This window comes from Arthrobacter sp. KBS0702, assembly GCF_005937985.2.
Taxonomy (GTDB): domain Bacteria; phylum Actinomycetota; class Actinomycetes; order Actinomycetales; family Micrococcaceae; genus Arthrobacter.
Window position 1 is genome coordinate 2,755,054 of the sequence record NZ_CP042172.1, and the last position, 21,310, is coordinate 2,776,363.

Sequence of the window (21,310 nt, forward strand, 5' to 3'; positions counted from 1 at the left end):
GCGGGACGGGCTTCCGGTGAGCGTGCTTAGCGCTTGGGGATCCGAGCGCTGAAAAGCGCCGCGGGGCCCAGTCTGTGGTCGCGCCAGCGGCCGCAGACTGGGAAGGCGCTGTTTAGCGCTTGGAGTACTGCTGAGCCTTACGTGCCTTCTTGAGACCAGCCTTCTTACGCTCGATGACGCGTGCGTCACGGGTGAGGTAGCCGGCCTTCTTCAGGGTGGCGCGGTTGTTCTCGACGTCGATCTCGTTCAGCGAACGGGCGATGCCGAGGCGCAGTGCACCGGCCTGGCCGGAGGGGCCACCGCCGTGGATGCGGGCAATAACGTCGTAGGCGCCTTCGAGATCGAGAATCTTGAAGGGCTCGTTGACGTCCTGCTGGTGCAGCTTGTTCGGGAAGTAGTTCGACAGCTCGCGGCCGTTGATGGTCCACTTGCCGGAGCCCGGAACAACGCGAACGCGTGCAACGGCTTCCTTGCGGCGGCCAACAGCTGCGCCGGCGACGGTCAGTGCCGGACGTTCCTTCTTCGGCGCCGCTGCATCCGCAGCTCCGCTTTCCGAGGTGTAGCTGGTCAGGTTTTCCTCAGCCTCAACGGCTTCGGTGGTCTCTTCGTTCTGAGCCACGGTTCTCCTTGTATTAATAAGTTGTTTGGTGGCCAGGACTACTGGGCGACCTGGGTGATTTCGAAAGTCTTGGGCTGCTGGGCGGCGTGCGGGTGCTCTGCACCGCGGTAAACCTTCAGCTTGCCCAGCTGCTGCGCAGCGAGGGAGTTCTTCGGGAGCATGCCCTTGATGGCCTTCTCCACGGCGCGGACCGGGTTGGATTCCAGCAGCTCCGCGTAGTTGACGGAGGTCAGGCCGCCCGGGTAACCGGAGTGGCGGTATGCGCGCTTCTGCTCCAGCTTGGCGCCGGTGAGGGCAACCTTTTCAGCGTTGATGATGATGACGAAGTCGCCCATGTCCATGTGGGACGCGAAGGTGGCCTTGTGCTTGCCGCGCAGCAGGATTGCGGTCTGGCTGGCGAGACGACCAAGGACAACGTCGGTGGCGTCAATGACGTGCCACTGGCGGTTGATATCGCCGGGCTTCGGGGTGTACGTACGCACGGTGTTTGCCTCGTTCTTGTTCTGGCGTTCTTGTTTTAGGCGTCACGCAAAGGTGCACCTACTATCTATGCGCTACCGGAACAGAGGTGAGGGCTCCATGTAACCAGTCATCCAGTGGTCTCGAATGTGCACGTTGAGTAGCTATCCTGCAACCGGATTCTCAAGCGGGCACGCATCATCGAGATAGGACACGCACAACGACTACCAAGAATAGCGGAAGCCGGGGCCGTGGGTCAAAATGGGGTGTCCGGTGGCACGCTGCCCTGCGTGCCGCGCAGTTCCGGCCCGCCGCGATCCTGGAGGTACCGTGCCCGACCCCGCCGTCGCAGGTGCCGCGCCGCTGCTGTTCATCGCCGCAATCGCCGCCGCCGGGCTGTGCCTGGGACTGCTGGGCGATGCAGTCGTCCGGCGCGCCCTCCCCGCACTGGCGGGCAGCCCTACTCCCCTGCAGCGGACAACGACGACGGCGGCCGCCGCGGCGCTGTGCGCGTTGCTGGCCTGGCGCTTCGGGGCTTCTCCGGAATTGCCGGCATTTCTACTGCTCGCAATTGTCGGCGTACAGCTGGCGCGAATTGACGTTATTCACCATTTGCTGCCCAACCGCCTGGTTGTACCCCTGCTTGGGTCCGGCGTAGTGCTCCTCGGAGCGGCGTCGCTCGCCCTCGGGGCGTGGGCGGAGCTGGTCCGGGGGCTCGCCGGCGGCGCGATTCTCTTCTTTTTCTACTTCATCTTGGCTCTCATCAGCCCCAAGAGCCTCGGAATGGGCGATGTAAAGCTCGCCGCCCCCCTCGGGCTGTACTTGGGCTACTTGGGCTGGGCGCCGCTGTTCTATGGGGGCGCCCTGGGCTTCGTCGCCGGCGGCCTTACCTCTTTGGCGCTCGTGCTTAGGAACCGCGGAAACAAGCCTAATGAAGTGGCCTATGGGCCGTCCATGCTGGCCGCCGCCCTGCTAGCCATCCTGCTCTTCGCGTAGCGCCCCTTGCCGCCTGCCCCGCGGGCGAACCAGTAAGTCAACTGATCAAACCAAGTAGTGGCCGTCGGCGCGCCCAGAAAAACTGAGTACACCTTTCCAGAGGGGTAAGTAAAACCCACAATTTGCCGCCAGAAGTCGAGTATCCGGACACATTGCCGGGCCGTTAATCGGCGTGCAATTCTTGTCCCATCGGAGCTCCACCAGGTAGCAAAAGGGGATTTGCTGGAATTCCGTAAAACTATTCAAAACTCTGGAAAAGGACTTTAAAATGACTGGTCTCATGGTCTCAATGCTCGCTTTTGTTGCCGGCGTCAAGGACAAGCTCACCCCGGAAAAGGGAGCCACGGCGACGGAATATTCGCTCCTGGTCGCCTTCATCGCCTTCCTCATCATCGCCGGCGTCACGTTCTTCGGACAGCAGCTCAACGCTTGGTTCACCGGCCTCGGCACCACCGTCGGCGGCTGGCGCAACGGACAGTAGGGTTCCGTCGCAGCAGCACCGCTGGTCTCAGCAACACCCACTGTGCCGCGTCCGTGTCTCGCGGACGCGGCACAGTTGTTAATCCTTCGGCTGCATCTATCCCTGGGGGGATCCAATGAAGCGCAGCAGTTTACCGACGCGCCGGTCTAAAGCGCAGGCACGGGAGCGGGGGGCCGCCGCCGTCGAATTCGCCCTCGTGGCACCCATCCTGCTCGCTCTGGTGGGCGGAATCATCGAGTTTTCGTACACGTACAACCTGCAGATCTCCGTCACGCAGGCGGCACGCGAGGCCGCCCGGACCATGGCCATCTTCAACGATCAGGGCCGGGCGCAAGCAGCCGCCGTGGCAGGTGCACCAGGTCTCAATGCGGCCGGCTTCACGTACACCTTCACCGGCACGTGCCCCGCAGGTGGCACCGGGAACGCCCAAGTTGCTGTCGGCTACACGGCCAACACCATGACCGGAATATTCGGCCGCTCCGTCACTGTCAGAGGGACAGGAGCCATGCGATGCCACGGCTAAGGGATCTCTCCTCCAAGACCAAACAGGGCAAGGAGCGTGGCGCCACCGGCGTCCTCGTCGCGGTAATGATGCTGGTACTCATCGGCGCCGGCGCGCTGGCTGTGGACACCGGTCAGATCTACGCCGAACGGGCGCAGCTGCAGAACGCCGCGGACGCCGGCGCTATAGCTGCGGCGCAACAGTGCCACGCCGCTGGGACTTGCACTGTCCCCCAGGCCTTGACCTGGGCCCGCGCACTGGCCGGCCCTAACTCCAACGATGGCGCGTCCGCTGTCGATTCGGTGGACCTGTCCGTTCCCCGTCAGGTGAAGGTCGTCACGTCCACCCTGGGCAGCAACGGGGCAGGCTTCCTGACGAAAATGTTTGCCAGTGCACTGAACGCCCCGCCGGCGACTGTACGTGCCGGCGCCACCGCATCCTGGGCGCCGCCCAGCGGCGGTTCCGCATTTCCGCTGGCCATCTCGGACCACTGCTACAACCTCTCCACGGCTGCCGCCACCGCCCAGGTCCAGAAGATCTCCTACAAGCCAGGAGGAACCTGCACCGGCCCGTCGGGAACGGAGATTCCGGGCGGCTGGGGCTGGCTCGACCAGAGCTCGCCCTGCGTCGCCACGACTCAGACCGGCAGCAACCGGATCGGCTCGGATCCTGGCAACAACCCGCCGACCGAATGTTCCACCGTCCTGACCGGGTGGATCAACACCATCACCGCCGGCGGAGAGGTCAAGGTAACCTTCCCCGTCTTCGACGACGCCTCGAGCCAAGGCCAGAACGGCTACTTCCACATCATTGGCTACGCCACCTTCAAGATCTGGGGCTGGAAGTTCGGCAACGGCACGCCTTATGAGTTCCGCAATGCGGCCACCGATCCCGGGATGAACAGCTCCCTGGCCTGCACGTCGGTGAACTCCGGCGGCGGCAACGGGGGCAACGGGGGCAACGGAGGTAACGGCGGCAATGGGGGCAATGGCGGCACAAGCGGCAACGCCCGCTGCGTCATCGGCCAATTCGTGAAATTCGAAACCATTAATTCCGCTGGAGGTCCTCCGGGGAACGGCGCCGACTTGGGTACCGGAGAAATCAAACTCATCAAATAAGAAATTTCTAAGGAGTTACGATGAAAACACGCCTGCTGGGAGGCATCGCCGCATTACTTGTGGCAATTATCGGAACCGTATTGCTGGTCTCATATGTTCAGAACGCTGATAAACGAGCATTGTCCGGCACGGAAACCGAATCCATCTACGTAGTACAAAAGGCCATTCCGGCCGGAACCGCCGCAGACAAGATCGCTGGCATGGTGACGAAGAAGGAAGTCCCAAAGCTGGCGCTAGCCGAAAACAGCGTCACCGATTTGGGACAGCTTGGCTCCAAGGTCACCTCCGTCGCCCTCATGCCTGGCGAGCAGCTGCTCTCCAGCCGGATGGTCGAAGAGAACGCCTTCCTGGGACCCTCCCGAGTCCAGGTGCCCGCGGGACTCCAGGAGATCACGCTCAAGCTTCCCATCGAGCGCGTCGCCGGCGGCATTCTGAAGGCCGGGGACACCGTCGGCATCTTCCTTTCGCTGGATCTGGCATCCTCCGGAGCCGACGGAGCGGCTGCAGGCGCCAAGTTGAGCAAGACGCAGCAGACCTTCCACAAGGTCCTGGTGACCGCGGCTCAATACAGCGACGGCGCAGCCACACAGACCGGAACCGCTGACTCTTCAGCCGGAGCCAGCCAGGTGTCTTCCACCACGTCCACCAAACCGCAGGGCGACGGCAGCTACCTCATCACTCTGGCCAGGAACTCTGCGGACGCGGAGCGGATCGTCTTCGCCGCGGAGTTCGGCAAGATCTACCTGTCCAAGGAGCCGGGCGATTCACCCGATTCGGTCAAGGGGACAGTTGACGCGGCAGGGCTGTTCCGATGAGCCGCTTCGTTCTGATCACGCCCAACACCGATTTCGAGCGGCTGGTCCGCCTGGCAATCGGCGGCATGCACGGCGAGCTGCACGTCTTCAAAGCCGACTACCTGCCCGAAGGCCCCGCCGACATCATGCGTCAAATGGTAGGCGACCCGCCCGAGGTCCTGATTCTCGGGCCCGGGGTACCAGTCGCTGACTCGCTGAAACTGGCGGCCGTCATGGACCTGCAGTACCCCGAGATCAGCGTGGTCCTGGCGGTTACTGCCAGCCCGGACACAGTAGTGCAGGCGATGCGTGCCGGCGTCCGGGACCTGCTGGATCCCGGGGCCGATCCGGACACCATCCGGGTCATGCTGGAGCGGGCCAGCCTCGCCGCCGCGGGCCGTCGACGCGGCCTCGGCCCGCAGGCCACCGAACATGCCGACCATGGCTCCGGGCGTGTCATCGCGGTCATGTCGCCCAAGGGCGGTGTCGGCAAGACGACGGTGGCCACCAACCTCGCCGTCGGGCTCGGAAAAACCGCGCCTATGAGCGTGGTGATCGTGGATCTCGACCTCCAGTTCGGCGACGTGGCCAGCGGGCTGCTGCTCGAACCGGAATTCACCATCACCGACGCCGTCATGGGGGCCGCAAGCCAGGACTCCATGGTGCTGAAGACGTACCTCACGGTCCATCCGGCAGGCATCTACGCACTGTGTGCCCCCCGGACTCCGGTGGAGATGGACCGCATCAGTGCGGCCCACGTCTCCCACCTGCTGGAGCAGTTGCGGCAGGAGTTCCGCTACATCGTGGTGGACACTGCTCCGGGCCTGGGCGAACATGTCCTGGCCACCCTGGAGCAGGCAACGGACGCTGTCTGGATCTGCGGTATGGACGTGCCAAGCATTCGGGGCATGCGGACCGGTTTCCAGATCCTTGACGAACTGAACCTGGTACCGGCCAACCGTCACATCGTGCTCAACATGGCCGACCGCCGGGCGGGGCTCTCGCTCAAGGACGTCGAAGCCACCATCGGGGCGCCCGTGGACGTGGTGCTGCCACGCTCCCGGACTCTTCCGTTTTCCACCAACAAGGGCGTTCCCGTCCTCCAGGAAGGAAGCAGGGACTCCACTCTGAAGGGCCTTCGCCAACTGGTCGACCGCTTCAAGCCGGAGTGGGAAGCCAGGCCGCACAAGCAACTCCACAGAAGGGCGGTAGTCCAGTGAGCCTCACGGACCGATTCCAGCAACTGCGCGGCGGGGCTCAGCCCGACGCGCCCGAGGAAAAGCCCGCCGTCGACGTCTTCGCCTCGCACGCACCGCCGGCGACGCTCGGGCGGATCCTCGAAGCCAAGACGGCGGCCGAGGCACAGCCCGGCTTCACCGAACTCCAGCAGACCGCCACCGTCGCAAGCGAGGCCCTGAACGCCCTTAAGGAACGTGCAAGCCAAGCGCTTTTCGAACGGCTTGGTTCCCGGATCACCGATTCCTCGATCGATGAGGCGGAACTGCACCAATCGGTCAAGGACGAGCTGAAAGCTGTCGTGGACGAGGAGCAGATCCCCCTCACCACGCTCGAGCGGCAGCGGCTGATCCGCGAGATCATCGACGATGTGCTCGGCCACGGGCCCATCCAGCGGTACTTGGACGACCCCACCGTCACCGAGGTCATGGTCAACCGCTTCGACCAGATCTACGTGGAACGCCAGGGACACCTCCAGCTTACGGACTCGAAATTCACCTCCGACGATGCCCTGCGGCGCGTCATCGAGCGGATCGTCTCCAACGTGGGACGCCGGATCGACGAGTCGTCCCCCTTGGTGGATGCGCGGCTCTCTGACGGCTCCCGCGTCAACGCCATCATCCCGCCGCTTGCCGTCAACGGGCCCGCCCTGACCATCAGGAAGTTCGGCCGGGATCCGCTGACCGTCCATGACCTGATTTCGATGGGCAGCCTCTCGCCGGAAATGGCCGAGCTGTTGCAGGCCTGCGTGCTCGCCCGGCTGAACATCATCGTCTCGGGCGGTACCGGTACCGGCAAGACCACCCTGCTCAACGTGCTCTCCTCGTTCATTCCGAGCGACGACCGGATCGTCACGATCGAGGACGCCGTGGAACTGCAACTGCAGCAGGACCACGTGGTCCGGCTGGAGAGCCGGCCGCAAAACATCGAGGGCAAGGGCGAAATCTCCATCCGCGACCTGGTCCGCAACTCGCTGCGTATGCGGCCGGACCGGATTGTGGTGGGCGAAGTCCGTGGCGGGGAGTGCCTGGACATGCTGCAGGCCATGAACACCGGCCACGACGGCTCCATCTCCACGGTTCACGCGAACTCACCCCGGGATGCCATTGCCCGGCTCGAAACCCTGGTGCTGATGGCCGGCATGGACCTGCCCCTGCGGGCCATTCGCGAACAGGTGGCCTCCGCGGTCAACCTGATTGTCCACATCTCCCGGCTTCGCGACGGCTCCCGGCGCGTCACGCATATCACGGAGGTCCAGGGCATGGAGGGCGACGTCGTCACCCTCCAGGATGCCTTCGTGTTCGACTATTCGGCCGGCATCGACGCCAGCGGCAGGTTCCTGGGCAAGCCCATCCCCACCGGGGTGCGCCCGCGCTTTACCGACCGCTTCGCCGAACTCGGGATCCCGATCTCGCCGGCGGTCTTTGGCGCAGCACCCGTCAGGGGGCGGTAACCGTGCTGGACCAGTCGCCGCTTGTCTTCGTCGGCGGACTCCTCCTGACTTACGCGGCCCTGGCGATCTTGGTCGCCGTCGTGTTCAAGTCACGGTCGGTACCGCTGACTCGCCGCCGCCCCGACGAGGCGGCCGTCCATACGTCGAACCTGACTAAACTCACAGACCAGGCCGTGCATTCCCTGAACCAGGGCCTCCGCAGCCGCGGTTCCGGTCTGCTCAACCGCGAGAAACTGGACAGCGCCGGGCTGAAAAAGCAGCCGGGAGACTACCTGCTGATCGCCGGGGCCTTCACCTTCGTGGCGGTGGTCCTTGGATTCCTGTTGGGCGGCATCCTATTCGCGGTGTTGATGCTGTTGCTGGCACCGGTGGGCCTTCTTCTCCTCCTGAATGTCTTGGTCGCGCGGCGCCGCAAGAAGTTCGACGAACAGGTCCCGGATTCCCTGCAGATGCTCGCCGGCGGCCTACGCGCCGGGCACAGCCTGCTCCGCTCCGTGGACGCGGCTGCCGAAGAGAACGAGGCACCGATGAAGGAGGAGCTCAACCGGGTCGTGAACGAAACGCGGATCGGCAGGGACCTCGGCGAATCGCTCGCGGAGGTTGCCCGCCGCACCGACAACGAGGACTTTGCCTCAATAACCCGGGCCATTGAGATCCACAGGGAAGTCGGTGGTGACCTCGCCCAGGTCCTCGACAACGTCGGCGAGACCATCCGGGACCGTAACCAACTCCGTGGGCAGGTGAAAGCGCTCAGCGCGGAAGGACGCATGTCGGCGGTAGTCCTGATGGCGCTCCCGATTGTGATGTTCTTTGGGCTGACGCTTTTCAACCCGCTGTATTCAAAGGTTTTTCTCACCACTTTTCCCGGCTTCCTGATGATCGTCGCCGCCGTGGTGCTGCTGGCCGTAGGCGGTTTCTGGCTTAGCCGACTCATCAAACCGAAGTTCTGAGACGAAGGGAGAGAACAGTGCAAACTATTGCCTACGCTGCAATCCTGGCGGTCATCGCCCCGCTCTCGATCATGACTTGGCTCGCCTTCACCGGCGACCGGGCCGGGTTCCGTAATATCCAGGCCAACCTCGGCCGGCGCCCTGAGGCCGCCGGCTCCGTGTTGTCCGCCACCGGCCAGCTCGCGGCCCTGAGCCGCAAGGTCACCCCGAAGGGCTACACGGCCTGGCTGGACAAGCAGCTCGCCGGTGCAGGTCGGCCGAAGGACTGGCCGCTGGGCCGCGTCATCATGGTCAAGCCGCTGCTGGCCCTGGCCGGGGCCGTGATGGGCGTCTTCCTTGTCGCGGGAAGCCCCACGACAACCAACGTCCTCCTCATGGTGGGCGTCACGGCGCTTGCCTACTTCGTGCCCGACATCTTGATCCGGAACAACGCCCAGAAGCGGCGCGAGAAGATCAAATTGGAACTGCCGGACACCTTGGACCAGATGCTCATCTCGGTCCAGGCCGGCCTGGGTTTCGAAACTGCCATGGCCCGTGCGGGCCAGAACGGCAAGGGCCCCCTGGCCGAGGAACTCATCCGGACCCTGCAGGACATCCAAGTGGGCCGCTCGCGCAAGGACGCCTACCTGGCCATGGCCCAGCGCGTGGACGTACCGGACCTGCGGTCCTTCGTCCGGGCTGTGGTCCAGGCCGACGCCTACGGCATCGCCATCGCGAATGTGTTGAACTCGCAGGCGAAGGACATGCGGGTCAAGAGGCGCCAGCGGGCGGAGGAGCACGCCATGAAGATGCCGGTCAAGATGCTCTTTCCGCTCATCTTCTCCATCCTGCCCACGCTGTTCATCGTGGTACTGGGACCGACAGTGATGAGCATCATGGAACTTTTCGCCAAGAAGTAACCTCGCGGCCCGGTATCGGGCCGCCCCCAAGACCGGACCCCCCTTGGAACCCAGAGCTGAGGGGGGTCCCCTTTTGCGTGGCCGGCCCAGCCCCTGGCGCAGGTTCCGCGCAGGGAACGTACAGGAAATGGGCAGTATGGGAAGTCTTGGCACAGGATGTTCCCAAGTCGGATTCACGGCGTGTCGGCGCTTGCTAAGTTCCTCTCAGTGCTGGTGCAGGGCCAGCCGCCCAACTCGCTCAGGAGTCACCAATGCGTTCCTACTTCTCCAATATCGCAGCCCGCCTTCGCCGCGACCAGCGCGGCGCCACCGCCGTCGAATACGGCATCATGGTCTCCCTCATCGCCGTGGTCATCATCGTCGCCGTCACCATGCTCGGCGGCACTCTGAAGGAAACCTTCAACTCGGTCCAGTGCAGCGTCAAGGGCGGCGCCTACACGGCAGCCAGCACCACAGGCGGCGTCACTACCGATGGTAAGTGCTCCAAGTAGTCTTCCGACCGTTCGTCTCAGGCCCACCCCGGGCCGCACCCACTGCCCAGGAGGCACCCGTGCGTTCGTTCTTTAGCAGCCTTGCTGCCCGTCTGCGCCGCGACCAGCGCGGCGCCACCGCCGTTGAGTACGGCATCATGGTCTCCCTCATCGCCGTCGTGATCATCGTCGCCGTCACGATGCTCGGCGGCACCCTGAAGGACACGTTCACCCAAGTTCAGTGCTCGGTCAGTGGCGGCACCTACGCTGCCGGCGCGGACGCGGGCAAGGCCACCTGCACACCCAAGTAAGGGCTATTCCAAGGCGCACGGCGCCCCTGAAAGTGTGGCGGCGGCGTTAGCCGCCGCCACACTGGCATCTCCGATTCTCCACGGCAGGAAGGCGGTCCCCATGTCCAAAGCAAGCGAACGGGGTGCCGTCGCAGTGGAGTTCGCCCTGCTGGCCCCCGTCCTGGTCATGATCCTGCTGGGCATCATGGAATTCGGCCGCGCCTACAACGTACAGATCTCGCTCTCCAGCGCTGCCCGCGAGGGCGTCCGGGTAATGGCCATCAATAACAACACCAACGCCGCGAAAACGGCTGTGAAAAATGCCGCCGCCGCGTTGCAGCCCGCCCTGGCCGATACCAACATCACCATCAGCCCCACGCCCTGTACGTCCGGTGCGCAGGTCACGGTCAAGATCACCTACACGCTCTCCACCATGACCGGCATTGCCGGGCCGTTCCCGATGGAAGGCAAAGGAGTCATGCTGTGCGGAGGTTAGCTGATCCGGTCCGTGGCGCGAACCGCGAGCGCGGCGGGATCGCCATCATGGTCGCCATCCTGATGGTGGTTCTGCTGGGTTTCGGCGCGCTGGCTGTCGACGTTGGCATGCTGTACGCCGAGCGGACCCAGCTTCGTAACGGTTCCGACGCCGCCGCGCTGGCCGTCGCGCAAAAATGTGCCAAGGACATTAACGACGTCGAGTGTTCCGCCACTTCGGCGCTGGCACAGGGGCTGGCTAACGGCAATGCCGGCGACGGGTTAAGCAATATCAAGTCGCTGCTGTTGGACAAGACAAACCGCACTGTCACAGTCGCCGCCGGATCCCAGGAAGCGGGCAAGGCGCCCAACCAGGTTTCATTGTTTTTGGCCCGCGCCCTCGGCTATAACTCCACCGAGGTCTCGGCCACGTCGAGCGTCACCTGGGGCAGCCCGGTCAAGGGCCCGACGGCCTTCCCGGTCGCATTCTCGATCTGCCAAGTGCAGGGACACGTCGACGGCACGCTGCAACTGCTGCAAAACCACGGCAGCAACGCCAACGCGGACTGCAACTACGGACCCTCCGGAGCTGCCGTGGAGGGCGGTTTTGGCTGGCTGGTCAGCGATCCTGGTGTGTGCGGCGGGCTCATCGATCTTGCCCTCGCCGAGGGCGGGAGCGATCCGGGCAACAGCTCCCCGGCCATTTGCGCCGCCACGCTGAACAGCTGGGCCGCCGACATCACCGCCGGCAAGGAGGTGGTCGTTTTGCTTCCCGTTTTCAACCGCGTCACCGGCACCGGCAACAGCGCCATCTACGGCCTGACGACGTTCGCCGCGTTCAAGGTCAAGGGCTGGAAATTCAGCGGCAACAGTACGCTCCCGGACACCTTCCAAAATACGACGCCGACCGTCACCGCGGCCGTGGCCTGCGACGGCAACTGCCGCGGCATCATCGGCAGCTTCATCAAATACGTTTCCCTGGCGGATGGCTTCACCCTGGGTCCAGTCGACACCAACGGCGCCACAATCGTCCGCCTCACCCAGTAGCACTTTGTACCCCGCAATCCCCCTCACCGGTTCAGGAGCAGTTTTTTGAAGTCACGCTTATTGGCAGGACTGGCCGCCGTCGTGCTGGCCATCGTCGGAGCCATCCTCGTCGTCAGCTACGCCCAGGGCGCCGACAGCCGGGCGGTGCAGAACCTGGAACCGGTCAGCGTGCTGGTGGTACAGAAGGCCATCCCCGCCGGCACCCCGGTGGCCACGCTGACAGCCTTCGTCACCAGCCAGGAACTTCCCGGCAAGGCAGTCTCCAAGACGGCACTGAAAAACCTCGACGGTCTGGCCGGGAAGGTCACCGCCGTCGCACTGCTGCCCGGCGAGCAGCTCGTCGCCGAGCGGCTGGTCGAACCTGCTGAGCTCAAGACCAGCGGCACGGTGGACATTCCCAAGGGCCTGCAGGAAGTTTCCTTCCAGCTCGAACCGCAGCGCGTCGTTGGCGGCCGCATTGCGGCCGGCGACCACGTCGGGGTCTTCATCAACCTGAAGAACGGCGGAATCGAGGGCAAGAGCGACAAAGAGACCACCCAGCTGACGGTCCACAAGGCCTTGGTCACGGCGGTGCAGCGCGCTCCTGTCACCACGCCCAGCCCGCAGCCCTCGCCGAGCGGCCCGGCGGCGCCGAGCGCGGACACCTCACTGCCGGTCGGTTCAATGATCGTGACCGTGGCGGTCAACGACGTCGAGGCCACAAAGATTGTCTATGCCTCGAATTTCACCGAAGGCGCGAGTATCTGGTTGAGCCGGGAACCCCTTGATGCCACAGACAGTGGCCGCCCTGGAATCATGACCAAGCCGGAGGTCTACAAGTGAGCCGCTTTGTCCTGATCACCCCCAACACCGACTTCGACGCACGGGTACGGCAGGCCGTCGCGGGCGGCCTGCCCGGCGGCGTCCAGACCTTTGCCTTCGTCAACCCGGCGGACCCGGGCGAGCTGTTCGCCAACCTCAACCAAGAACGTCCCGAGGTGCTGATCCTTGGTCCGGATGTCCCCGTCGAGGACGCGCTCCGGCTCGCGACCGTCTTCGACGTGCAACTGCCGGAGCTGAGCGTCATCCTGGTCGCGGAGGCCGACCCGGACTTCGTTCTGCTGGCTATGCGCGCCGGCATCCGTGACATCCTCAGCCCCGCGGCGGATCCGGCGCAGATCCGGGTGCTGCTGGAACGGGCCTGCCAGTCGTTCGCCAGCCGTAACCGCACAACCGCCGTTCAGCAGCCGGACAGCAGGCCCCGAGGGCTCGTGATCGGCGTCTTCTCCCCCAAGGGCGGCGTCGGCAAAACCACCATCGCCACCAACATCGCCATCGGGCTGGGCCGGGTCGCCCCGATGGGCGTCGTCATCGTGGACCTGGACCTTCAGTTCGGCGACGTCGCGTCCGGTTTGTACCTGAACCCGGAGCACACCGTCACCGACGCCGTGTCGGCATCGGCAAGCCAGGACTCGCTGGTCCTCAAGGCCTTCCTCACGGTCCACCCCAGCAGCATCTACGCTCTCTGCGCCCCCCGGACCCCGGTGGAAGCCGACGACATCACGCCCCAGCAGGTCAGCCGGCTGATCGAGCAGCTAGCGGAACAATTCCAGTACGTCGTGATAGACACCGCCCCCGGCTTGCCCGAGGTTGGCCTGGCCGCGATGGAGCAGTGCACCGACGTCGTCTGGGTCAGCGCCATGGACGTTCCCAGCATCCGCGGGCTCCGCTCCGGCCTGGAAATCCTGCGTCGGCTGGACCTCCTTCCGGAGACCCGGCACGTGGTCCTGAACATGGCCGATTCCAAGTCCGGGCTCAGCGTCCAGGACGTCGAGGCCACCATCGGCGCCCCGGTCGATATCAGCATTCCGCGGTCCAAGGCGGTGGCGTACTCCACGAACCGCGGGATCCCGGTCCTGCAGGACGCCCGCAAGGACCCTGCGGTGAAGGGCCTTCGCCAGCTGGTGACCCGCTTCGATCCGGCCTGGCGGGCGACCGCCCAGAAGAAACTGCACCGACGGGTGGTGGTCTAGATGAAGCTCTCCGAGCGCCTGTCCGCGGCGGAAGCCGGCCCGCGGCCGGCCCCGGCGCCGTCGTCGTCGACCGCCACACTGTCCCCCGCCGCGGCCGCCCGCCCCGTGAGTGCGCCGGCCCGCCCCGAACCAGCCCGTCCCGAACCGTCACGCCCTGAGCCGTCCCGCCTCGCCGCGGCGGCTGCTCCGGCGTTTGCGGAACACCCGGACACCGCCCGGACCAAGGGCCAGCAGCCCGTTGATGCCTTTGCCGCACTCAAGGAACGCGCCGCCACCGCCCTGTTCGAGCGGATGGGTACGCGCTTCAGTGATTCGGCGGTCAAGGAGGATGAGCTGCGCGCCACCGCGCGCGACGAACTGACCCGCATCGTCGATGCCGAACAGGTGCCGCTGTCCACCGAGGAACGCACCCGCCTGGTCCGTGATGTCGCCGACGACGTGCTGGGCTACGGCCCGCTCCAGCGGCTGCTCGACGACCCGGCGGTCACCGAGATCATGGTCAACCGGATGGACCAGATCTACGTCGAGCGGAAGGGCCAGCTGACCCTCACCGATTCGCGCTTCAGCTCCGAGGAGCACCTGCGCAAGGTGATCGAGCGGATCGTCTCGAAGGTGGGCCGCCGCATCGACGAGTCGTCCCCGCTGGTGGACGCGCGGCTCGAGGACGGCTCCCGCGTCAACGCCGTTATCCCCCCGCTGGCGGTCGGCGGCTCCTCGCTGACCATCCGAAAGTTCAGCAAGGTGCCCCTCACGGTCCGCAACCTGATCGACTTCGGCACGCTGACCCCGGAGATGGCGGAGCTGCTGAACGCCTGTGTCCGGGCCAAACTGAACATCATCGTCTCCGGCGGCACCGGTACGGGCAAGACCACGCTGCTCAATGTCCTCTCCTCCTTCCTGCCGCACGACGAGCGCATCGTTACCATCGAGGACGCGGTGGAACTGCAGATCCAGCAGGAGCACGTCGTGCGCCTGGAAAGCCGGCCGCCCAACACCGAGGGCAAGGGCGAGGTCACCATCCGCGACCTGCTGCGCAACTCGCTGCGTATGCGGCCGGACCGCATTGTGGTCGGCGAGGTCCGCGGCGGCGAATCCCTCGACATGCTCCAGGCCATGAACACCGGCCACGACGGGTCACTCTCGACGGTCCACTCCAACTCGCCGCGCGACGCCGTCGCCCGCCTGGAGACGCTGGTCCTGATGGCCGGCATGGACCTGCCCCTGCGCGCCATCCGGGAGCAGATCGCCTCCGCCGTGAACCTGATCGTGCAAATCTCCCGCCTACGCGACGGGACCCGCCGCATCACCCATGTCACGGAGGTGCAGGGGATGGAGGGCGACATTGTCACCCTCCAGGACGCCTTCATCTTCGACTACTCCGCCGGGGTGGACGCCCACGGCCGGTTCCTCGGCAAGCCGGTGGCCACAGGCATCCGGCCCCGCTTCATCGACCGCTTCGAGGACATGGGGATTTTCGTGTCCCCCGGCGTCTTCGCCGCTCCCCTGGCTCAGGCCGGGAAGGCGTGACCCGGCCATGACCCTGACTTTTGGCGTCGCTTTCCTCGTCACTGCCGTCCTCCTGCTGGCGACAGTGTTCCTCTCGCCGGGGGCCGTTCGCGTTCCGCTGGACCGACGGCGCCCGGTCCAGGCGGCCCCGGATTCCTCGCTCAGCCGGTTCGCCGGTTCCGCCGTCAATCTGGCGGAAGGCTTCTTCGCGCAGCGGAAAGTCCGGCTCTTCAACCGGGACGCCCTGGAACAAGCGGGGCTGCGTATGGGCCAGGGCGACTTCTACGTCCTGCTGGCCGTCGGCGCGTTCGTGGGTGCCCTTGCCGGCTTGGTTGTGGGCGGACCCCTGCTGGCCATCCTGCTCGTCGTCCTCGCCCCCGTCGCCGGGCATCTGGTGCTCACCTTTCTGACCGGCAAACGCCGCGCGAAATTCGATGACCAGCTGGGCGATACCCTGCAGCTGCTCTCCGGGGGCCTGCGGGCCGGGCACAGCATCCTGCGGGCCATTGACGCCGCCGGCAGTGAATCGCAGAGCCCTACCGCGGAGGAAATGCGCCGCGTCATCACCGAAACGTCGCTCGGGCGCGATCTGCTGGCCTCGCTCAGTGACACTGCGGACCGGATGCGCAGCGAGGACTTTGTCTGGATCGCGCAGGCCATCCAGATCAACCGCGAGGTGGGCGGCAACCTGGCCGAGGTACTGGACCAGGTGAACGAGACCATCCGTGAGCGCGCCGAGATCAAGGGCCACATCAAGTCCCTCGCGGCCGAGGGAAAGTTCTCCGCGTACATCCTGATGGCCATGCCGATCGGCATCGTGCTGATGCTGATGCTGGTCAACCCCGGCTACATGAACGTCATGTTCACCAATCCGCTGGGCTGGGCCATGATCGCGGCCTCCGTGATCCTGATGACCATTGGTGGTCTGTGGATGCGCAAGATCATCGATTTGAAGTTCTGAGGCCCCGATGAGTCCCCTGATCCTTAGCTCACTACTGCTGATCTGCTGTCCGTTGGCCTACCTGGCGTGGTCGTTCCTGTCCGTGGACCGGAAATCCCAGCGCGCCATCCGGGACATGCTCTCGCTGGGCTCCGGGCCGGCCGAGTCAGCCGGACCGCACCAGGCGGCGCTGCTGGAGCGGCTTGGCCACCGGCTGACGCCCGCGGCCTACGTCCGGAAACTTGACCGGCTGCTCTCCCTGGCCGGCCGCCCGGCCTCGCTCCCGTTGGGGCGCGTCCTGGCGGCCAAACCGCTGCTTGGACTGGTTGGCGCCCTCCTGGGCCTGTGGCTCGCCAGCACGCCGGCGCCGGTCCTGAAGCTGGTCGGGCTGTTCGTGATGCTGCTGGGCTACTTCATCCCGGACCTGCTCCTGTACAGCAAGGGCCAGGAGCGCCAGAAGATCATGCAACTGGAACTGGCCAACACGCTGGACCAGATGCTCATCTCGGTAGAGGCCGGACTCGGCTTCGAAGGCGCCATGGCCCGGGCCGGGGAAAACGGCAAGGGCCCGCTCGCCGAGGAACTGGTCCGCACCCTCCAGGACATGCAGGTGGGGCGCAGCCGCCGCGAGTCATACCAGGCCCTGGCGGAGCGGACCAACATCCCTGAGCTGCGCAGCTTCGTCCAGGCCGTGGTGCAGGCCGACACCTACGGCATTGCGATCAGCCGGGTACTCCGGATCCAGGCCAAGGTGATGCGCGTCAAGCGCCGCCAGCGGGCCGAGGAGAAGGCCATGAAACTGCCGGTCACCATTCTGTTCCCGCTGCTGTTCTTCATTTTTCCGGTGCTCTTTATCGCCATCCTGGGACCCGCCGTGATCAACGCCATCGAGACTTTCAGTGGCCACTGAAGGACGCCGCCGGGGCGGCACAAGGATAGCCGCAAGGTTTCCGCAGGATACCCCGCCGCCTCCGACACCGGTCCGGACACCTAGTACCGTAGTGCCATGTCTCTTTTAGCTGCCTGCCCCGACGACGGGAAAACGGGCCCCCTGGCCGCCGGTGATGCCCCCGCCGGCGGAGCCATAACGGCGGCACCGGATTCCGGCGCGGCGCCGCTGGTGGACCCGACCGCCCTGCAGGACCTGGGCGAGCAGCTGAACAGTGCCGCCGTCGCCAAGGGCTTCGCCCGCGACTACGCGCAGATGTGGGACCAGCGCTACGACGCCCTGGCCACCTCCCTGGACCGCCGCGACCAGGCAGCGGCGCTGGACGCCGTGCTCAGCCTCAAGACGTCCTCGTCGATGGTCGGGGGCCTGCGCCTGGCCGAGCTCGCTGCCGAGCTTGAAGAAGTCATCCGGGCGGGCAGCCTGGCGCAGGCAGCGTCCCGTCTGGACGACGTCGCCGCGCGCGGCAACGCAACTGTGGACGAGCTCCAGTTCAGCTACATTCTCTGGGACCGCTAGGAACGGGCAGGCGCCAGCCGGTAGCCCACGCCGCGCACCGTCTGGAGCCACCGCGGCTGCACCGGATCTTCCCGGAGTTTCCGGCGCAGGTTGCCGATGTGCACCTCAACGGCCCGTTCATCGGACTCGCTGATGTAGGCATCGGCCCGGTAGTACTCCCCGCGCACCACGCGCACCAGCTCGGTCTTGGACTTCACGGCGCCGGCACCCCGCAGGAGCGCCTGCAGGAGGTCGAACTCGCTGCGGGTCAGGGCGAGCGGCTCCCCGTCCACCGTCACCGAGCGCATCTCCGGGTTCAGGGCCAGGCCGTTGTGCCGCAGCACGTTGTCGGAAACCTCAGGAGCGACGGCGGGCCGCGCCGCGGCCAGGGTCACCACGCCCTGGCCGTCGTGCCGCGGGCGGCGCATCATCGCCGCCACCCGGGCACGCAGCTCACGGGGCCGGAAGGGCTTGGTCAGGAAGTCGTCGGCTCCGGTGTGCAGCGCCGTCAGCGTGTCGAGTTCATCGGTCCGGGCGGTCAGCATCACAATGTACGCGTCGCTGAACTGCCGGATCCGGCGCAGCACCTCATAGCCGTCGATATCGGGCAGGCCAACGTCCAGCGTGACCACATTCGCTTCCCGGTGACGGACAACCTCGACACCCTCCCGGCCCTCGGCGGCCGAATGCACCTCGAAGCCCGCCTGCCGGAGCACGGCCTCCACGAGGTTGCGCACATCCGCGTCGTCCTCAACAACGACGGCCACCCCAAGGTCAGTCATGCCACCCTCACATCCGATGCTATTCAGCTACAGCGCCGTTACAAACCGGGGCCCCATGCCCCGGCTGCCCACGCCCCGCCGCAGGGCGACGGGGTACGCATGTCCTGCCACAATACCCATCCCGGGCGTCGATTTGGGGCACCGGCGCAGTAACACGGCCAACAATCATGGGTTTTGTGTCAAGTTAGTGTGACAGCAATGTAAACTCCAGTTGCGAGGAAGGGGCACGAGTCTTTGAGTGAACGGCGGCTGGTCCGTAGCGTGGGCGTCGACCGGCACTTCGGCGCCCTGCATCCGCGCGCCCGCGTGCTGGCAAGCCAACTGCCCCTCACCGTACTGCTGGCCGCCGGCGTCGCCGCTGCGCCGGCCGCTTGGAACCTCCATCTCGCCAGCGCCTGGGGCCAGGCCGCCCTGGCCCTCCATGCAGCGCTTTTCCTTGCCTGCCTCCTCGTGCCGTGGCAACGGTTCGGGCCGCTGGCTTCCCTCGTAATTCCGGTCCTGGACCTGGCCGCGATCGGGCTGAGCCGGGTCGCTGCCGCAGAGGAGCTCCCGGGCCTCGGGGTGCTCTCCGTGCTGCCTGTCGTCTGGATCTCCGCTTCGCGGCTCGCGCCCGCCGCCATTGTCTCCCTCAGCTTCTTCGGGCCGCTGCTCGCAGGCGTGCCCTGGTTCTTCGCCGGCGGTGTCGACGACAGTCCGGGGCGCATCGCCACGGTGTCGCTTCTGGCCCTGATGACCCTCGCCGTCTCGCTGGCCATGCAGTTCGCCAGGGCGCAGTTGCGCCGCCAGCAGCGCAGAGTCGAGTCCAAGGAGGCGGAGCTCCAGGCCCTCCTGGCGGAAAGCAGGGAGCGTGAACGGCTCCTGAACACCATCCTGGACACCGTCGACGTCGGCATCGTGGCCATCGGGGCGGACGGACGGCGGTTGCTGACCAACAGCTGGCAGGCCCGGCTGGAGGCGTCCGCGGCGCCGCCCAGTGGCGCCGGCCCCGCGGACCCGGAATGGGAAGAGCAGCTCCTGCTGACGGGCCGGGACCAGTCCACGCCAATCCCGCCCGGACGGCGACCGCTGCGTCGGGCGCTGGCCGGTGAATCCTTCGCGGACCACCTGGTCTGCTTTGGGGAGGCGCCCGGCAGCCGCGTGGTGTCCACCGGGGCCGGTCCGCTGAAGAACGACGACGGCGAGTTCCGCGGCGCCGTCGTCGTCTACAACGAGGTGACCGGACTGGTGAACGCCCTGGCGGCCAAGGAGGACGTGGTCGCCACCGTCTCGCACGAATTCCGGACCCCGCTGACGTCGATCATCGGCAACCTGGACCTGGTGCTGGGCGAGGATTTGCCCCTGCCGGTGCTGCGACGGATCGAGGTCGCGCAGCGCAACGCCGAGCGTTTGCTCGCGCTGGTCTCGGACCTGCTGATGTCCGCCAACTCCGCGGTCCAGGTCCACCCGCGGAAGACCGACCTGGCCGGCCTCGTGGAGGCGAGCCTGGGCTCCGCACAGGCCCACGCTCAGGCCTCCCGGGTCTCGCTGGGGATGGACGTTCCGGCCCCGCTGTGGGCAAATGTGGACCCGCTGCGCATCGGCCAGGCGCTGGACAACCTCGTCTCCAACGCCATCAAATATTCACCGGACGGCGGGGCCGTGACGGTCTCGGCCCGGACCGAGGGCGGCCGGGTGCTGTTGCAGGTGGCGGACAGCGGCATCGGAATGACCGCCGCCGACGCAGCCAGGGTATTCACCCGCTTCTTCCGGAGCCCGGCTGTGCGGGACGGGTCGATCCCCGGGGCCGGACTCGGACTGTCCATCACCAAGGCGATTGTGGAAGGGCACGGCGGCTCGATCACGTGCAGCACCTTCCCCGGCCGCGGCAGCACGTTTACCGTGGAGCTCCCGGCGGACGGCCACCCGGCGGCTTTCTAGTCGGCCGGGCCTACTCGCGCCGGGCGCGTGTCAGCTCGGCCCGGGCCAATAGCCCGCTGGGCGACGGGTAGGCCACCTCTTCCAGCACGAGCGGGTGCGGGGCCGCGAGGACGGACCGCGCGTCGCGCTGCCGGGCGATCAGTCGCTCGTACAGCCAGCCGGGCTGTTCCTCCCCGGCCCCCACATAGAGCGCGGATCCCACGAGTGAGCGGACCATGTTGTGGCAGAAGGCGTCTGCCTGGACGGTGGCGACAATAACGCCGTCGGCGCCGCGGGTGAACTCAAAACGCTGCAGTTCCCGGATGGTCGTGGCGCCCTCGCGGGGCTTGCAGTAGGAGCGGAAGTCCTGCAGGCCCAGGAGCCGGGCGGCGCCCTCGTTGAGCAGCGCCGTGTCGAGGCGCTGCTTGTGCCAGAGCGTCGAGTACCGGCCCAGCGGATCCCAGCGGGCCGGGCCGTCAGCGATCCGGTAGCTGTAGCGCCGCCAGAGCGCCGAGAACCGTGCGTCGAAGCCAGCCGGGGCGAGTGCGGCGTGGTGCACCTCGATGGCCCCGCTGAGTTCGCCCAGCCCACGGCTCAGTGCACCGCGGAGCCGCCGCAACAGGGCGGCCGATGGGTCGACTTCGGCACCGCGGTTCAGCCCGCGCCACTCAGCCTCGCTCAGGTCCAGATGCACCACCTGCCCCCTGGCATGCACCCCTGCGTCAGTGCGGCCTGCCACGGTGACCCGGACCGGGCGGCGGATCAGCAGCGCGAGGGCCTCCTCCAGCACACCCTGCACGGTTCGGAGCCCGGGCTGCAACGCCCAGCCGTTGAACGGCCCGCCGTCGTAGGAAAGGTCCAGCCGGATACGCAAAAACCCGCCGCCCCCCAAAACGGGGGCAGCGGGTTTGAGCTCGTTCATAGACTCAAGTCTATAAGAAG

The 21,310-nt window shown here is 66.2% G+C and carries 24 protein-coding genes; 20 read left to right on the top strand and 4 right to left on the bottom strand.

Going from position 1 to position 21,310, the window contains the following annotated elements:
- Positions 1–112 precede the first annotated feature (112 nt).
- Together rpsI and rplM are read right to left on the bottom strand one after the other, a co-directional pair.
- A complete protein-coding gene (rpsI, locus tag FFF93_RS12610) occupies positions 113–619 on the bottom strand; it encodes a 30S ribosomal protein S9 (protein ID WP_056737844.1) in 507 nt (168 codons plus the stop codon).
- A 38-nt stretch (positions 620–657) separates the two neighbouring features.
- On the bottom strand, positions 658–1,101 hold the full coding sequence (gene rplM, locus FFF93_RS12615) for a 50S ribosomal protein L13 (RefSeq protein WP_015937805.1): 444 nt from the start codon (positions 1,099–1,101) through the stop codon (positions 658–660).
- Between the two features lie 307 nt (positions 1,102–1,408).
- Between rplM and FFF93_RS12620 the strand changes: the two genes are divergently transcribed.
- From FFF93_RS12620 to FFF93_RS12710, 19 genes are all read left to right on the top strand, one after another.
- Complete coding sequence (locus FFF93_RS12620; protein ID WP_261375121.1) at positions 1,409–2,074, top strand: A24 family peptidase; 666 nt, start codon at positions 1,409–1,411, stop codon at positions 2,072–2,074.
- A 268-nt stretch (positions 2,075–2,342) separates the two neighbouring features.
- Positions 2,343–2,555, top strand: a complete 213-nt coding sequence (locus FFF93_RS12625) for a Flp family type IVb pilin (RefSeq protein ID WP_138768602.1) — start codon at positions 2,343–2,345, stop codon at positions 2,553–2,555.
- Between the two features lie 115 nt (positions 2,556–2,670).
- Complete coding sequence (locus FFF93_RS12630; protein WP_138768601.1) at positions 2,671–3,078, top strand: TadE/TadG family type IV pilus assembly protein; 408 nt, start codon at positions 2,671–2,673, stop codon at positions 3,076–3,078.
- Positions 3,066–4,175, top strand: coding sequence for a pilus assembly protein TadG-related protein (locus FFF93_RS12635; RefSeq protein WP_138768600.1), 1,110 nt, complete (start codon positions 3,066–3,068; stop codon positions 4,173–4,175). The genes FFF93_RS12630 and FFF93_RS12635 overlap by 13 nt, the downstream gene beginning before the upstream one ends.
- Before the next feature lie 20 nt (positions 4,176–4,195).
- Positions 4,196–4,990, top strand: a complete 795-nt coding sequence (locus FFF93_RS12640) for a Flp pilus assembly protein CpaB (RefSeq protein WP_138768599.1) — start codon at positions 4,196–4,198, stop codon at positions 4,988–4,990.
- Positions 4,987–6,189 carry an AAA family ATPase gene (locus FFF93_RS12645; protein WP_138768598.1) on the top strand — a complete coding sequence of 401 codons (1,203 nt, stop codon included), beginning with the start codon at positions 4,987–4,989 and terminating at the stop codon, positions 6,187–6,189. The genes FFF93_RS12640 and FFF93_RS12645 overlap by 4 nt, the downstream gene beginning before the upstream one ends.
- Positions 6,186–7,658: a CpaF family protein gene (locus FFF93_RS12650; protein ID WP_138768597.1), complete on the top strand. Its 1,473-nt coding sequence runs from the start codon at positions 6,186–6,188 to the stop codon at positions 7,656–7,658. Before FFF93_RS12645 ends, FFF93_RS12650 begins: the two co-directional genes overlap by 4 nt.
- A 2-nt stretch (positions 7,659–7,660) precedes the next feature.
- On the top strand, positions 7,661–8,608 hold the full coding sequence (locus FFF93_RS12655; protein WP_138768596.1) for a type II secretion system F family protein: 948 nt from the start codon (positions 7,661–7,663) through the stop codon (positions 8,606–8,608).
- Positions 8,609–8,625: 17 nt separating this feature from the next.
- On the top strand, positions 8,626–9,507 hold the full coding sequence (locus tag FFF93_RS12660; protein ID WP_138768595.1) for a type II secretion system F family protein: 882 nt from the start codon (positions 8,626–8,628) through the stop codon (positions 9,505–9,507).
- A gap of 251 nt (positions 9,508–9,758) precedes the next feature.
- Entirely contained in the window at positions 9,759–9,998 is a 240-nt protein-coding gene (locus tag FFF93_RS12665) for a Flp family type IVb pilin (RefSeq protein ID WP_138768594.1), read from the top strand.
- A 59-nt stretch (positions 9,999–10,057) separates the two neighbouring features.
- Positions 10,058–10,288 carry a Flp family type IVb pilin gene (locus FFF93_RS12670; RefSeq protein ID WP_138768593.1) on the top strand — a complete coding sequence of 77 codons (231 nt, stop codon included), beginning with the start codon at positions 10,058–10,060 and terminating at the stop codon, positions 10,286–10,288.
- Between the two features lie 100 nt (positions 10,289–10,388).
- A complete protein-coding gene (locus FFF93_RS12675) occupies positions 10,389–10,763 on the top strand; it encodes a TadE/TadG family type IV pilus assembly protein (protein WP_138768592.1) in 375 nt (124 codons plus the stop codon).
- The gene (locus tag FFF93_RS12680) at positions 10,751–11,788 is read left to right on the top strand and encodes a pilus assembly protein TadG-related protein (protein WP_315851452.1); all 1,038 of its coding nucleotides are present in this window, start codon (positions 10,751–10,753) and stop codon (positions 11,786–11,788) included. Before FFF93_RS12675 ends, FFF93_RS12680 begins: the two co-directional genes overlap by 13 nt.
- Positions 11,789–11,833: 45 nt before the next feature.
- Positions 11,834–12,610, top strand: coding sequence for a Flp pilus assembly protein CpaB (locus FFF93_RS12685; protein ID WP_138768591.1), 777 nt, complete (start codon positions 11,834–11,836; stop codon positions 12,608–12,610).
- The gene (locus tag FFF93_RS12690; RefSeq protein ID WP_138768590.1) at positions 12,607–13,800 is read left to right on the top strand and encodes an AAA family ATPase; all 1,194 of its coding nucleotides are present in this window, start codon (positions 12,607–12,609) and stop codon (positions 13,798–13,800) included. The genes FFF93_RS12685 and FFF93_RS12690 overlap by 4 nt, the downstream gene beginning before the upstream one ends.
- Positions 13,801–15,327 carry a CpaF family protein gene (locus FFF93_RS12695; RefSeq protein WP_138768589.1) on the top strand — a complete coding sequence of 509 codons (1,527 nt, stop codon included), beginning with the start codon at positions 13,801–13,803 and terminating at the stop codon, positions 15,325–15,327.
- Between the two features lie 7 nt (positions 15,328–15,334).
- Positions 15,335–16,267 carry a type II secretion system F family protein gene (locus FFF93_RS12700; protein ID WP_138768588.1) on the top strand — a complete coding sequence of 311 codons (933 nt, stop codon included), beginning with the start codon at positions 15,335–15,337 and terminating at the stop codon, positions 16,265–16,267.
- A 7-nt stretch (positions 16,268–16,274) separates the two neighbouring features.
- Positions 16,275–17,156 (top strand): type II secretion system F family protein, encoded by an 882-nt coding sequence (locus FFF93_RS12705; RefSeq protein WP_138768587.1) that lies wholly within the window; start codon positions 16,275–16,277, stop codon positions 17,154–17,156.
- A 96-nt stretch (positions 17,157–17,252) separates the two neighbouring features.
- Positions 17,253–17,711 carry an Hpt domain-containing protein gene (locus FFF93_RS12710; RefSeq protein WP_138768586.1) on the top strand — a complete coding sequence of 153 codons (459 nt, stop codon included), beginning with the start codon at positions 17,253–17,255 and terminating at the stop codon, positions 17,709–17,711.
- On the opposite strand, the gene FFF93_RS12715 is transcribed toward FFF93_RS12710, so the two are convergent.
- A complete protein-coding gene (locus FFF93_RS12715; RefSeq protein WP_138768585.1) occupies positions 17,708–18,472 on the bottom strand; it encodes a response regulator transcription factor in 765 nt (254 codons plus the stop codon). The genes FFF93_RS12710 and FFF93_RS12715 overlap by 4 nt on opposite strands.
- A gap of 234 nt (positions 18,473–18,706) precedes the next feature.
- Between FFF93_RS12715 and FFF93_RS12720 the strand changes: the two genes are divergently transcribed.
- On the top strand, positions 18,707–20,389 hold the full coding sequence (locus FFF93_RS12720; RefSeq protein ID WP_261375123.1) for a cell wall metabolism sensor histidine kinase WalK: 1,683 nt from the start codon (positions 18,707–18,709) through the stop codon (positions 20,387–20,389).
- Positions 20,390–20,399: 10 nt separating this feature from the next.
- On the opposite strand, the gene FFF93_RS12725 is transcribed toward FFF93_RS12720, so the two are convergent.
- The gene (locus FFF93_RS12725) at positions 20,400–21,290 is read right to left on the bottom strand and encodes a tRNA pseudouridine(38-40) synthase TruA (RefSeq protein ID WP_186372159.1); all 891 of its coding nucleotides are present in this window, start codon (positions 21,288–21,290) and stop codon (positions 20,400–20,402) included.
- Positions 21,291–21,310: the final 20 nt, after the last annotated feature.